Source organism: Lwoffella lincolnii (assembly GCF_002014765.1).
Taxonomy (GTDB): domain Bacteria; phylum Pseudomonadota; class Gammaproteobacteria; order Pseudomonadales; family Moraxellaceae; genus Psychrobacter; species Psychrobacter lincolnii.
In genome coordinates this window covers 63757-76659 of sequence record NZ_MUYT01000004.1, presented here as the reverse complement: position 1 = coordinate 76659, position 12903 = coordinate 63757, and the positions used below count along the sequence as shown (strand labels likewise).

General features: G+C 42.1%; 12 protein-coding genes and 2 pseudogenes. 6 read left to right on the top strand and 8 right to left on the bottom strand.

The features are described 5' to 3' along the window. Nucleotides 1-3 precede the first annotated feature (3 nt). The 6 genes and pseudogenes from csy2 (at nucleotide 4) to B0682_RS02565 (ending at nucleotide 5608) form a co-directional block, all read left to right on the top strand. Nucleotides 4-1011 (top strand): type I-F CRISPR-associated protein Csy2, encoded by a 1008-nt coding sequence (csy2, locus tag B0682_RS02590; RefSeq protein ID WP_078306540.1) that lies wholly within the window; start codon nucleotides 4-6, stop codon nucleotides 1009-1011. Continuing rightward, a pseudogene (csy3, locus tag B0682_RS02585) lies at nucleotides 995-2059 on the top strand (type I-F CRISPR-associated protein Csy3). Before csy2 ends, csy3 begins: the two are co-directional and overlap by 17 nt. Then, a complete protein-coding gene (gene cas6f, locus B0682_RS02580; RefSeq protein ID WP_078306539.1) occupies nucleotides 2059-2664 on the top strand; it encodes a type I-F CRISPR-associated endoribonuclease Cas6/Csy4 in 606 nt (201 codons plus the stop codon). The pseudogene csy3 and the gene cas6f overlap by 1 nt, the downstream one beginning before the upstream one ends. A 497-nt stretch (nucleotides 2665-3161) precedes the next feature. After that, a pseudogene (locus B0682_RS02575) lies at nucleotides 3162-3674 on the top strand (hypothetical protein); the annotation flags it as partial. A 498-nt stretch (nucleotides 3675-4172) separates the two neighbouring features. Beyond that, nucleotides 4173-4865 (top strand): TetR/AcrR family transcriptional regulator, encoded by a 693-nt coding sequence (locus tag B0682_RS02570; protein WP_078306538.1) that lies wholly within the window; start codon nucleotides 4173-4175, stop codon nucleotides 4863-4865. Between the two features lie 2 nt (nucleotides 4866-4867). Further along, entirely contained in the window at nucleotides 4868-5608 is a 741-nt protein-coding gene (locus B0682_RS02565; RefSeq protein WP_078306537.1) for a TetR family transcriptional regulator, read from the top strand. Here the strand turns inward: B0682_RS02565 and gspK are convergent. The 8 genes from gspK to B0682_RS02525 all read right to left on the bottom strand — a co-directional run bounded on the left by gspK (nucleotide 5600) and on the right by B0682_RS02525 (nucleotide 12785). Continuing rightward, nucleotides 5600-6844: a type II secretion system minor pseudopilin GspK gene (gspK, locus tag B0682_RS02560; protein WP_158077843.1), complete on the bottom strand. Its 1245-nt coding sequence runs from the start codon at nucleotides 6842-6844 to the stop codon at nucleotides 5600-5602. The two genes, B0682_RS02565 and gspK, sit on opposite strands and share 9 nt — an antisense overlap. After that, entirely contained in the window at nucleotides 6834-7640 is an 807-nt protein-coding gene (locus B0682_RS02555) for a PulJ/GspJ family protein (RefSeq protein WP_078306535.1), read from the bottom strand. The genes gspK and B0682_RS02555 overlap by 11 nt, the downstream gene beginning before the upstream one ends. Before the next feature lie 57 nt (nucleotides 7641-7697). After that, the gene (gene gspI / locus B0682_RS02550) at nucleotides 7698-8159 is read right to left on the bottom strand and encodes a type II secretion system minor pseudopilin GspI (RefSeq protein ID WP_078306534.1); all 462 of its coding nucleotides are present in this window, start codon (nucleotides 8157-8159) and stop codon (nucleotides 7698-7700) included. Then, complete coding sequence (locus B0682_RS02545; protein WP_078306533.1) at nucleotides 8156-8977, bottom strand: prepilin-type N-terminal cleavage/methylation domain-containing protein; 822 nt, start codon at nucleotides 8975-8977, stop codon at nucleotides 8156-8158. Before B0682_RS02545 ends, gspI begins: the two co-directional genes overlap by 4 nt. After that, on the bottom strand, nucleotides 8977-9648 hold the full coding sequence (locus tag B0682_RS02540; protein WP_078306532.1) for a TetR/AcrR family transcriptional regulator: 672 nt from the start codon (nucleotides 9646-9648) through the stop codon (nucleotides 8977-8979). Before B0682_RS02540 ends, B0682_RS02545 begins: the two co-directional genes overlap by 1 nt. A gap of 64 nt (nucleotides 9649-9712) precedes the next feature. Continuing rightward, a complete protein-coding gene (locus B0682_RS02535) occupies nucleotides 9713-10501 on the bottom strand; it encodes a TatD family hydrolase (protein ID WP_078306531.1) in 789 nt (262 codons plus the stop codon). A 74-nt stretch (nucleotides 10502-10575) separates the two neighbouring features. Then, the gene (tfpB, locus tag B0682_RS02530) at nucleotides 10576-12381 is read right to left on the bottom strand and encodes a type IV pilus assembly ATPase TfpB (protein ID WP_078306530.1); all 1806 of its coding nucleotides are present in this window, start codon (nucleotides 12379-12381) and stop codon (nucleotides 10576-10578) included. Between the two features lie 260 nt (nucleotides 12382-12641). After that, nucleotides 12642-12785, bottom strand: a complete 144-nt coding sequence (locus B0682_RS02525) for an entericidin A/B family lipoprotein (RefSeq protein ID WP_078306529.1) — start codon at nucleotides 12783-12785, stop codon at nucleotides 12642-12644. Nucleotides 12786-12903 lie beyond the last annotated feature (118 nt).

Sequence of the window (12903 nt, the reverse complement as noted above, 5' to 3'; positions counted from 1 at the left end):
TTCATGGCAGATTACATTCTATTAGAGCGACTGCAAGTTGAAAATGCCAATGCGATTGCTGGATTTACTTATGGATTTCCTGCGGTAACTGCATTCCTTGGTTTTGAACACGCTTTATCACGCAAGTTAAAAAACTTAATTGACATTGAACTAAATGGTTGTGCGATTTTTTGCCATGACTATGTGGCTAATCATTATCAAAATGCTTATACCAAATTTATCCAAAACCGTAATCCGCCTTCCACATTAAAAGGCAGAAGTAATGATGCTAAAAAACCAGCACCCATTATTGAAGAAGGTAAGATGGATATGACGGTGTCAGTGTTATTACGTTGTCAAGGCACATTATCCAGCAATTCAGAGAGGGTGGCCAGTTATCATCAAACCATCAAAAACTTGGTGTATCAGTCTCGTTTGGCGGGTGGAAGCATTAAGAAATTAACAAACATTCATTTGTTAAGTGACTCAGATAAATTATTAAATCACTTAAAACATATCTTATTGCCCAGTTTTGTGCTGATAGATGCAACCAGACTGCTTCAAGAACATTTTGACAATATCCAAATTGAACATGCCCAAAATACCAACCAGTCATTGCTCAATATTTGGACAGATTTTTTTGCTTTTAAAGAAATGGCAATCAAGCGGGAGCAAACCGAAGAAATCAGTTGGCAACGCCATGTCCCACCAAATAAACAAGGCTGGATTGTGCCGTTAATGATTGGCTATAAAGGCATTAGTCCACTTTATGAGCCAGAACAAGTAGAAAATCTTCGTGATACTCGCTATCCGTTTCGGTTTGTTGAAGCGGTGCATGGTTTGGGAGAGTGGCAAAGTGTTCATCGCATTCATTCGCTTGATTCATTATTTTGGCAATATCAGGTAGAAAATGAATGGTATTTATGTCAGCAAAATTCAACCAGTCAAAGTAAAATTCATCCATTAAAAGACAATCCGTCAGAAGATAAATCACATTCTTTAGACGATTTATTTGATGATTCATCAATTTAAACCTCAGCGAATTTTTTCATCAGGAGTCATTCTTATGGCAAAATCAACAAAAACGAAAAATCAGGCCGCTGTGCCAAGTGTTCTGGCATTTAGCCGTAAAATCGAACCATCAGATGGTCTGATGCAAGCAGGATTATGGGAAAATAGAACCAACCGTCAAGCATGGCAAAACATTCAATTACATGATAAGCGTAACCGTGCCACCAAAAGCCAATATGGCGTTGATGATAAAGAGAAAATTCAACCTAACATCGTATGGGGTGATGATGCCAGCATTCCCCACGATATGGACACATTAAAGGTAACTTTTACGGTAAAATTTTTGGGTAATATTGACCAAGCCGTTACCAATAATCGTCCAGAATTCTTAGATAAATTGCAACATGCCTATCAAGCCTATCAGCAAGAAATCACACTGTTACCACTTGCCAAGCGTTATGTGCAAAATCTTGCCAATGGTCGCTTTTTATGGCGAAATCGAGTAGGAACAGAACAAATTGAAGTGAATATCATTGACACCGAAAATAATGATAAATCTTGAACTTTTAATGCCCATGACATCGCTTTACAAGACTTTGATATAAAAGATGCCAAACTCGATGAATTGGCTAAATATGTGGCAGATGCCTTTGCAACTGGCAAATACTTATTGTTAAAAGTAGAAGCCTTTGCCAAAGTTGGCTCGGGTCAGCGTGTTTTTCCCTCTCAAGAAATGCGTGATAAAGACAAAGATAATAAATCCAAGTTTTTATACCAAATCAAAACACCAACTGGGCTATGTGCAGGATTGCATTCTGAGAAAATCGGTAATGCCATTCGCACCATTGATACTTGGTACACAAGTGATGAATCCCAACTTGTTAAGCCTGCCATTGCGATTGAACCGTATGGTGCTGTGCCTACTCAGGGAAAAGCCCATCGTACCAGCAAAACTGACTTGTATTCTCTGATGGTTAAATTCATTAATCAAGAAGCGATGTCTGATGATGAGAAACATTTTGTCGTGGCAAATCTCATTCATGGTGGTGTATTTGGTGGGAATGATTGATGATGAATGTTTATCAAGAAATGACGCTGATGGCTGATGCAGATATTTCACCTTACTTCTTATGGAGTAAGGTGTATGCTCGGCTACATATTGCCCTTGCTGATATCAAAAATAAACATGACATAGACGGTATTGGGGTGAGTTTTCCCCAATATAAACATCAACAAAAAAACGATAAAACCATTGCCACACTTGGTAATAAACTGCGTATTTTTGCCAATACGGCTGATGACCTGGAAAAATTGGCACTGTCTGCTCGATTAGATGGTCTGATTGACTATGTCCATCTGACTGGGATTAAAGAGGTGGGAGATAAAGCAACAGGGCATGTGGTGGTGAAGCGGTATCGGCATAAAAGTTTACATTTTTATGTCAAAAATTACGCAACATACCACAACGTCAGCTATGATGAAGCAGTCAAAATGTGCCAGCATTATGATGTCTCCAATCCAAGCCATCCCTATATTAATCTAACCAGCAGTCGCAATGGTCATCAATATAAACTGTCTATTGAGCAAACACAGACAGACACCTCTTTAGTAGGTACATTTAATACCTATGGGATTAACAACCCTTCAGCATCAGTAACAGTCCCCCACTGGTGATAATGACTTATTATGATAACATAAGATATCATGACCCTTATTTTTTCGTTATTTAAAAACATGATAAAAATCAACAAGTTATGTTACGGTAAAAAACATAGGGTGAACAAGGCTGTTTTTACTGGTAAGCCTTAATATGACTTATGTTTATCGTTTATAATCCTAGTTCACCACCACATGCGTGGCTTAGAAATTTTATAGTCATCATTGGTATTTGCACTCCTAGTTCACCATTCATAAAAAGATGATGGCTCTGCCAAATTTTACATACGCTCACACAAAGCCCGTATGATGATGACAAAGCTAACAAAATATGCGTATATTTTTCCAGTCATTATGTTTAAAATGATGGTCAGATTTGATTGATAAGCGGATATATTGATGAGCCTTGTCAGTCATATCTTAATGTGAACTTTTAATGCAACATTTTGATTGGCAATTTGATGTGACAGATGCAATGCTAACATCTGTCAATGATAACTTTTAAGGACATAACCATGAGCAAGCACGACAATATTAACCGTGATGAAATAAAAAACATGTCAAAAGAATCCAAAGAGGATCTTAACGCTGACCCAATCACTGGTGAGCCTGGTTCACACCCAATCGGCACAGGCATTGGTGGTGTGGGTGGTGCTGCCGCTGGTGCTGCCATTGGCTCAGTGGCAGGTCCATTAGGCACATTGATTGGTGGTGCAATCGGTGCGATTGTGGGTGGCAGTGCTGGTAAAGCCGCTGCTGAAGCCATTGACCCCACGCAAGAGCAAGTTTACTGGAGAGCCCATTACGCCAAAGTGCCTTATTATCAAGAAGGGTATGATTTTGACCGTGATTATCACCCTGCCTATGCGGTCGGTTATTCTAACCGTCATCAATATGATGTTGATGCACGTTTTGAAGACCATGAGTCTGATCTTCGTCAATATTGGGAAGAGGTCAAAGGCGAGTCTCGCTTAGCATGGGAAGATGCCAAACACGCCACCCGTGATGCTTGGTATCGTGTCACTCCGTTTGATGACTCTGAGTTTGATACTTATTGGCGTGAAAACCACACCACCACCTCTTATTACAACAGTGATTTTGATTATGACCAAGACTATCGTCCTGCATATCGTGCAGGTCACAGCTTGCGTTCACGCTATCCTGCCAACACTCGTTTTGAAGACCATGAATCTGAGCTTAAAAGTTCATGGGAAGAGTTTAAAGCCAACTCTCGTTTAACTTGGGAACAAGCCAAATTGGCTGTTCGTGATGGTTGGAATCGTTTAACTCGTTGATGCGTTTAGTTCGTTGATAATCGTAATTCGTTGATAATAATAAAAAATGACCTTTGTGCATCAAAGGTCATTTTTTATGCTACCATTGAGTGGCTGGCATTTATCAGCATCAGCACGCCGCCTTTGCCCAAGATATGATGTGCTAAATTTGGTTTTATGACTTTTAGTTATGTTATTATTAAAGCTTACGCTATTTAGTTTGAGATTGTTAGATTGTTTTGAGATTGTTTTATGAATAACTCCCGTGATGACATCATCGAAGATTTATTGGTTAATTCTGACTTGGCAAAAAAGTTAGTCCCCAACAAATTTAAGTTTACCAGCCAACAAGGACGCATTCGCCGTCAAAAGTTACTGTCAGCCGCCAAAAAGCTAAGCGAGACACACACCATCAATACCATCACATTGGCAGATGTGTGTGAAGAAGCAGACATTCCCAGAGCGTCTGCTTATCACTTTTTTCCCAATGTAGAAGCGGTGTTTTTGGCGTTGCGTTTTTTAAATGCCATCGAGATCATCGAAGAGCTCAAGCAAGTCGATGTGCAACGCTTTGATCGTTGGCAAGGCTATATCACAGGGTTATTAAACCACTTGGTTGAGGTATTAAATAACGACATCAGCAAGGCTAAGTTGATATATGAGGCCAATGCTCCTGAGTTTGGGCATGACACCCATGGCGAGCGTGTTGAGCATCAAGTGGTCAATCTGGTGTATGAGAAACTGGCATCACAGTATGAAGTTCCTGAATACGAAAGCATCAAAGAGGTGTTGCTCATTGGCTATAGCATCATCAATGGTGTGCTGATGTTGGCTTATCGCACTCAAGGCACATTAACCGATGACATGAAACAAGAAGCCATCACCGCTGGCATTGCTTATTTGCGTTGTTATCTGCCTGAGAAATTCCCACGCAAGGCATCTTAAAGATGAGCATTCGAGAACAAAAAAAACGCCAAACCAGACAATCCTTTTATGATGCGGTACTGACGTTATGCCTGACAGGACAATCTTTTAGTTCGATAAGTCTAAGACAAGTTACCCGTGAGGTTGGGGTTGTGCCAACTGCTTTTTATCGGCATTTTGCTGATATGGAAGATTTGGGGCGAGCCTTGGTGGAAGACGAGCTTGGGCAAGCACTGGCAATACTGCGTGATCACATGCACTTGGGTAAAAAACGCAGTTTTGAGAGACAAATTGCCAAAAGTGTGCAATTATTTTTTGATGCCATCGATGTCCACCCAAAGTATTGGCAGTTTATCGCCAGCGAACGTTTTGGTGGCTCAGAAGCGGTGCGTCATGCCATTGCCACTCAGATAGAGTTATTCGCTGATATCATGGCAAAGGATTTGGCATTGCAACCTGCCTTTGCTCACATCAATGCCTATGACCGCCGTTTGCTTGCCATCACAGGGGTAAACATGTCGTTTTCATGGATTATTGATTGGATTGAGCTTAATTATGCCGCCAACCATATTCATGACAATGATGCCCATGATAACGGTGATGATGCCATTCAAGATGACAGCATGGCACAAGACACATCAACTTTTATTCAACGAAAAAAAGCCATGCTCCATGACTGTACTCGACAAACACAAATGCTGTATTATGGGGCGTATAATTGGCAATCTCATGAAGAAACTGTATTAGATGGGCGGTCATTGTGATTGTGGTTGATACGCCCAATATCTGGGGTAAATAATATGCCAAGCTGGTTTGGAATTGTCTTGGTTTGAGACTAACAGACCACCAATCATAAACCCTTGTTGTGGTACTTGGTCATTTTCTTGTCTGTCAGATTCAGATTTAACAATCAAAGCTGTCATGTATGCTTGACGTTTGTCATTGATTGTAACTTGTGCATAAAATGCTTGGCTACTCACGGCAAACATGCGTTTGGCTTGTTCAGTTGAGTGATTGCTGTTGCCGCTGTTATCAGTATTGCTGTTGTTGCTGTTTTGATTGGCATTGACTTGCTGTTGTCGGTTTAAATAGGCTTGAAACACAGGTTGCTGCCAAAGCTCTTCTACATTTTTTAATGGATGAGTACGAAAATCAGGCAACTGCTCTGGCAAGACATCAATGGGCGGTAGAGAGTTGCCATGTTGATTGTTGGCATGGTTACCATGGTTACTACTATTCGATGAAAGCTGCTTATTTTGAGTGTTGGCATTTAAAACAGCACTGACAAGCAACGGATCTGCGGTATTGACATTGATGGGTAAAAACTTTGGTGACACACTGACAAATGGGCGTAACCGTTGATAGCTTACCACGTCCATACTGGGCAGTGCCAATAATTGCTCGATACTGACAAAAGGCTGATTTGCAAATTTCCCCCCATCAGCATACACCACCTGCTCATCTCCGCCATCACCATACACGCTGGCATCAGTGTCTTGAAAATCCAATATTTCTCTGGCAATGTTTGTCTCTAACCCCAAATTGGATAATAAAGATTTTAAGCTGGCATACGCTAAGTCATTGACCTGCCCATCTTGATAAAGATTATTAAGATTAAAGCGACCACTGGCATCATTCAAGTAAATCTGTAAGCGTTGACCACCCAATTCTATGGACGGCATGGGTTTCGCCCACGCATCTTCCATGCCATCATGGTCATTGGTCTGCTGCTCTTGTTCTATGATGCTTTTGGCAATCACTAAGCCTGATTGAAGATTCTGACGGTTTTGGTTGTTATCCAAAACCAAGCTGGTTTGACGAATGCTCAATTTTTGGCTGGCAAGCATCGAACCTGCCACCACCACAATCGCCACCAACAACAACAGCACCGTTAACAATGCCATGCCCTGTTGTGCATTGGTGGATATCAGTGGTGGTGGCTTGGCACGTGAATAACGACTTGATAAGCAAGCAAGCAGGAAGTCAGTTTTAGTTGACATTGGCATCTCCTGCTTGCTCTGTATCCATCGCACCACCAACCAAAAATTGCCATTGCAATGGCTCATTCATATACTCAAAGCTCACACTCACGCCCTTTGGTAATAATGAATGAGCAACTGTACCGTTATCGGGCAAATTGGCATCAACATCAGCACCAAACACTGTTACCATTTTAGGGGTAAAGGCGTGCCAATGTAGTTCATTTACGCTGGCGTTCCTGCCTAAAATCACCGCTGTTGTGTTGGCACTGGTATGAATACTGTCGTTAACACTGGCATCAACACTCACATTGTCAATGGCATAAGATTGCTCACGCAACAAACGCCCATCATGTAAGTGATAGCTGACTTTAACCAACGCAGGGGTCAGTGGATAACGTGGGTCGGCATCAGCAAAACGGATAAAGCTAACCCCATTGGCATTGAGACGAAATGCAGGTTTGACGTCATCAGATGTGGCTTGGTGGTTATTCGCTTGACCATTGTTTGTTTGTGGCGTGTTATTTTGAGCATTGTTTTGAACATTGTTCTGAGCATCATTTGGGGTAACTTGTTGCCAAGGCACCGCTTGAGCGAAGTCTTTTTGCAGTTGCAAATAGGCATATTGCAACTCAGATAAGGTTTGCTTATGGATTTGGGTTTGCTCTTTTGTGCGGTTCAATGAAGCGAACACTTGCCAGCCTGCCACTGCCAACATCGCAAATATGGTCATCGCCACCAACAGCTCTACTAAGGTGAAACCGTGTTGGCTTTTGCCCTGATTGAAACAATTTAAGCGGTGATGATAAACAGGCATGATTGATTTGACTTTAACTTAGTTAATTTTTGGTCTGGTTAATTTGGTTTGGTTAATTTAGTTGATTTGATTAAATGGGCTTGGTTTATTTAGTACCAAACGTATCTGACTGCCCACAGTGGCGATGCGTGTGTCATCTGACGCTTGGCTGATGTTGGCTTGATTGGCGGGGCTAACAATGATGTCAATCACTTGTAGATTATCAGGTAAGTTGGGCAAATCTGTTACGATTTGGTATTGTACGTGCCAAGCATGCCCTTGTTGAGTGATGTTTTCACTGCGATTGGCTTGTGGCCAGTCTTGGTTGATGCGAAGTTGCACAGCGGCGTTTTGTGCCACAAATTGAGCATACGTCCTACTTTTCATGCCTTCGACTGTCCTTAAATAGCCCATGCTCGCTTGACTGGCAGCCACTGCCACCACCGCCAATATTGCCAATGCCACCATCACTTCTATCAAGGTAAACCCATTTTGTTGACCAATGCGTTGTGTGGTATTCACGGTATTGATGGCATTCATTGCATTGCCCCATAGACGACTTCGCCATTGGGCAACAGTTGTATGGTTTCACCCACAGGTCGGTCATGATATCGCATGGTGATAATGACAGCAGCACTTTCACCTGTGCCAAACCAAACGATTTGTGGCGTTTGGGCAGAAGCCAGCCATGGATTGAATGACGCCATTTCTGTGCGGATTTTTTTGTTAATTTGGTGATTGACTGGGTCATTCAGTAGGTTGTCTTGCCCAGTGCGTGATTGAGCGTTTTGGTTTTGAGCATCTTGGTTGGATTGTATGTCGATGATAAGTCCATTGGGTGGTATCGGCAAGTTGATGCTGTCATCGACAACCCAAGTGGGGTTAAGCGATGCTTGTTGGGTAAGTGCATTGGTATTTATTGACATTCCCGACAGTTCCATGGCATTTTTTGGCTTGGTATCAGTTTGATGGCCCGTTTGATGATGGGCATAAGGATTTTGTAACACCATGACTTTGGCAGTGGGCTTGCCTGTTTTATCCACATCAAAACGAATGCCCATCGGTTGCACACGCTCTTGTGATAACAGACGCAGATAGTGCATGCTGTCAACCAAATGCTCTTGATACGCCATGTTTTTTCGCACATCGCCACTGCTGACTGACATGGTGAGCATGCCAGCAAATACCGTCAAAATGACAATCACCACCATCAACTCAACCAAAGTAAATCCATTAGTTTTATATGGATTTACTGGTGTCTTTTGGAGCATGATGGTAAACGTTAATGGCATGAATGGCATTGGTTTTGATGTTTTGTGGTGTAAGGCAACGTCTCTTAATTGAGCATTTGTATTCATTAATCCAATGCTTTATCAATCTGTTGTCTTATTTTGATGCGTTCTTGGCTGTCTTGCTCAAGATGCTTGCTGTCTGCTGTGGGATATTGAGCTGGCATGTCCAATATCTGCTTAACAAACGCATAACGCAACGTGGTTCTGTCACCCAAATACCGCTGATAAAAACTGGAGTTTAATAGCCCTGCACCCCCCTGCCCCAACGCCCAAATGCTGGACAGATAATCTCTGGTACTCATACTGCTTTGTTTTTCGTCCAAATAGCCACCCACCACATCTAACGCACGTTGCATACGCTGACGGCGAATGTGATACAACTCGGTAAATAAACGGTTTAATCCTGTGGTAGACGCTGCCAGTCGCTCTTCTATTTGATTAAGCAAAATGGCTTTTTGTGGACTCATAAGCAGCTGCAAAATAATTCTGGCGACCCCAGCAGCATGGCAATCATCAACCATGGTGCTGTGATACAATGACTCTTCATAACGAATGATGATACGCAAATACAACTCATCTTTGCTGGAGAAATGCTTATACAATGTCCCTTTTGCCAAATCCAACTGCTCTGCCAACGCATCAAGGGTAATGTCCCCTTCTCCTGATTCCAACAACAACTGCTCTGCCATCGTAAGAATGCTGTCTTCTCTGGCTTTGAACTGTTTTTGACGACTCATGTCGCAGTGACTCCTTTAGCACACAACGCTTATTTTAATGACGCTGATTTTAATCATACTGTTTTTAACAGTACTGTGCCAGTAAATTATCAAAGTTTTGCGTGGTTAAACTGGCAATCTTTGCACAATCGACCTGCAAAATCTCTGCCAAACACTGTGCCACATAAGGCACTAAGCTTGGTTCATTGGGTTTACCACGATAAGGCATGGGGGCAAGATAGGGGCTGTCAGTTTCTATCAACAATCGGTCTTTGGGAACTTTTTTGGCAACATCTCGTAGTGCTTGAGCGTTTTTAAATGTAACAATGCCAGAAAAAGAGACATAAAAACCCATGTCTAACGCTGTCTTTGCGGTTGCCCAATCTTCGGTAAAACAATGAATGATGCCGTGTTCAGCCTTTTCTGCCTTTAAAATATCCAAAGTATCCGCCTTGGCAGAACGGGTATGCACCACCAGTGGCTTTTTAAGCTGTTGGCTGACGGCAATATGACGAACCAAACTTTGTTGTTGGGCAAGTTTGTTGTCTTCGCTCCAATAATAATCCAACCCTGTCTCACCGATTGCCCATACCAACTGATTATCCGCCATACGCAATAAAGTATCCACATCAGCAGAAGTCAATGTTGCCAAGTCTTCAGATGGATGCACGCCCACACTCATGCCAAGCTGTAATTGTGGACTTTGGTAAGTCTGGATTATGTCATAAATGTCATCAAATTCAGCCAAATCACACATGATTGCCATGGCTTTACTGACTTGAGCTTGCTTCATGTTGTCAAAGATGGGCTGCAAATTGCCTTGATACGCATCAAGATTTAAACGATTTAAATGACAATGGCTGTCGGTAAACATAAATGGTAACTCTTTTTTATGGATTGTTTTATTTTATGGATTGTTTCAATGCGTTTTATTTAAACATCATTTTCTTAATTTAACGGCACAACACGCAACACTTCATCGATGCTGGTAACACCTTCGGCGATTTTCTTTGCCCCTGCCAGCCTTAACGGCTGCATGCCTTCATCATAGGCTTGTTTTTTAAGCTGATTTAAGTCAGCATTTTGTGCCACCATTTTTTTAATGGCATTAGAAAAACCCAACATCTCATAGATGCCCACTCGTCCTTGATAACCTGTGTGACGGCAATGCTCACACCCTTTTGGCAGATACGCCACTGTGGGCAACTTAGCAGTCCAAGGATTCACCAACTCTTGCCACTGGTGTGTCCACGCTTCGGCTAACTCTTTCTCTTGCTGGCCTTGGGCAGATAAATCGCTTAAGTTTAATGCTTTTTTACAATGTGGGCAAAGGGTACGCAAAAGACGCTGCGCCACAATACCAACTAAGGTTGCTGATGTCAAAAATGGCTGTATGCCCAAATCATGTAAACGTGTTACTGCACTGGGGGCATCATTGGTGTGCAAGGTGGATAACACCAAATGCCCTGTCAATGACGCTTGTACTGCCATGTTAGCGGTCTCAGCATCTCGAATCTCCCCCACCATGATGACATCAGGGTCTTGACGCATCAGTGAGCGAATGCCATCAGCAAAATGTAAATCAATACTGGGATTGACCTGCATTTGGTTAAATTTTGGCTCAACCATTTCGATGGGGTCTTCAATGGTACAGACATTGACCGCTTCAGTCGCCAGTTGTTTTAGGGTACTATATAAGGTGGTGGTCTTGCCTGAACCCGTCGGTCCTGTCAACAAAATAATCCCATTGGGCTGGGTGGTCATCTGTTGCCAAGTCTCATAATGCTTGCCTGTCAATCCCAACTGACCAAAACTACGCACCAACACTTCAGGGTCAAACACTCGCATCACCAGTTTTTCGCCAAACGCCGTGGGCATGGTGGACAATCGCAATTCGGTTTCCAAGCCTTTTGGGGTGCGTGTTTTTAAGCGTCCATCTTGTGGTTTACGCTTTTCTGCCACATTGAGCCTACCTAAAATCTTAATTCGTGCAGTAACAGCAGTCATGATAGATGATGGCATTTCATACACCGTATGTAGCACCCCATCAATGCGAAAACGCACCTTACCTGTCTGGCGTCTTGGCTCTAGATGAATGTCACTTGCTCGTTGTTCAAACGCATATTGCAACAGCCAATCCACCACTTTTACAATGTGTTGATCGTTGGCATCTGGATTGTCTTTATCGCCCAGCTGAAGTAATGCTTCAACATTGGTAACATCACTGCCATTGCGTCTGTGGACATCACTTGCCCCTGCGATGGCCTTGGTAACATGATAAAACTCTTGTCGATAGCGATTAATTTGGTCAGGGCTGACATAGACAGTATCAAAGGTCTTTGGCTTGATGATTTGAGCAATGTTGCTGTGCCAATCTCGATAAAACGGCTGGTCAGTGCCAATCAGCACCGTGTCATCATTGACTTCCACCACTAAGATATGATGCGTCTTAGCATAAGCAAAACTCATCACATCAGTGATGGCTGGCACATCAACTTTAAGTGGGTCAATACGCACCAAAGGCATGCCTGCCTTAGCAGATAGCCACACATTGAGTGCTGGCAAATCTAACGGTGTGTGATGAATGGCAGATTTTAATTGATAATCAGCAATTATCTGTAATGGCGGTTTGTTTTTTTCACGATTACTGGTGATGACAAGATGATAACTGCGAGCATCTAAAATGCCGTCATTTAACAATTCATCTAAACACCAACGCAAATCTATCAACAAAGAATATCTCGGTATGCTCATGGGCTTATCTTTATGTGCTGTAAAATTTATGTGCTGTAAAAGACGTTTATTATAAAGGCAAACACCCACTTAACCAAATGGACTTATCAACGTAAAATCACAACCCAAAACCCAGACCATAGAAAAAACCCCAACTCAATCAAGTTAGGGTTTATGCTGATATAAGCTTGAACTTGGTTAAGCTTGAACTTGGTTAAGCTTGAATGAATCTTATCTTAATCAAAACAACCAAACAAAACCACCATCAAAATCAAATGACATTAAATTTTTTGCTTAACGTCATTGGCAGTGTCGCTGACAGTGTCACCTGCTTTTGATACGTCTTTACCAAAACCACTGATGGTATTACAACCTGTCAAAACCATCATGGCAGCCAAGGCAACTAAGGTTAGCTTTTTCTTCATAAATGTCTCCAAAAAGATAAAGATAAAATTGAGTTTGCATCATTACATGAATGACATAAATAAATACACGCAACCAACATTAAGCATGGCATAAAACCGACTTGTTTGTCTGTTTTTG

What these genes read in the sequence shown, in the direction of transcription:
- csy2 (WP_078306540.1), top strand. Translation starts at nt 4, where the DNA reads ATGGCAGATTACATTCTATTAGAGCGACTGCAAGTTGAAAATGCCAAT.
- cas6f (WP_078306539.1), top strand. Translation starts at nt 2,059, where the DNA reads ATGATGAATGTTTATCAAGAAATGACGCTGATGGCTGATGCAGATATT.
- B0682_RS02570 (WP_078306538.1), top strand. Translation starts at nt 4,173, where the DNA reads ATGAATAACTCCCGTGATGACATCATCGAAGATTTATTGGTTAATTCT.
- B0682_RS02565 (WP_078306537.1), top strand. Translation starts at nt 4,868, where the DNA reads ATGAGCATTCGAGAACAAAAAAAACGCCAAACCAGACAATCCTTTTAT.
- gspK (WP_158077843.1), bottom strand. Translation starts at nt 6,844, where the DNA reads ATGTCAACTAAAACTGACTTCCTGCTTGCTTGCTTATCAAGTCGTTAT.
- B0682_RS02555 (WP_078306535.1), bottom strand. Translation starts at nt 7,640, where the DNA reads ATGCCTGTTTATCATCACCGCTTAAATTGTTTCAATCAGGGCAAAAGC.
- gspI (WP_078306534.1), bottom strand. Translation starts at nt 8,159, where the DNA reads ATGAATGCCATCAATACCGTGAATACCACACAACGCATTGGTCAACAA.
- B0682_RS02545 (WP_078306533.1), bottom strand. Translation starts at nt 8,977, where the DNA reads ATGAATACAAATGCTCAATTAAGAGACGTTGCCTTACACCACAAAACA.
- B0682_RS02540 (WP_078306532.1), bottom strand. Translation starts at nt 9,648, where the DNA reads ATGAGTCGTCAAAAACAGTTCAAAGCCAGAGAAGACAGCATTCTTACG.
- B0682_RS02535 (WP_078306531.1), bottom strand. Translation starts at nt 10,501, where the DNA reads ATGTTTACCGACAGCCATTGTCATTTAAATCGTTTAAATCTTGATGCG.
- tfpB (WP_078306530.1), bottom strand. Translation starts at nt 12,381, where the DNA reads ATGAGCATACCGAGATATTCTTTGTTGATAGATTTGCGTTGGTGTTTA.
- B0682_RS02525 (WP_078306529.1), bottom strand. Translation starts at nt 12,785, where the DNA reads ATGAAGAAAAAGCTAACCTTAGTTGCCTTGGCTGCCATGATGGTTTTG.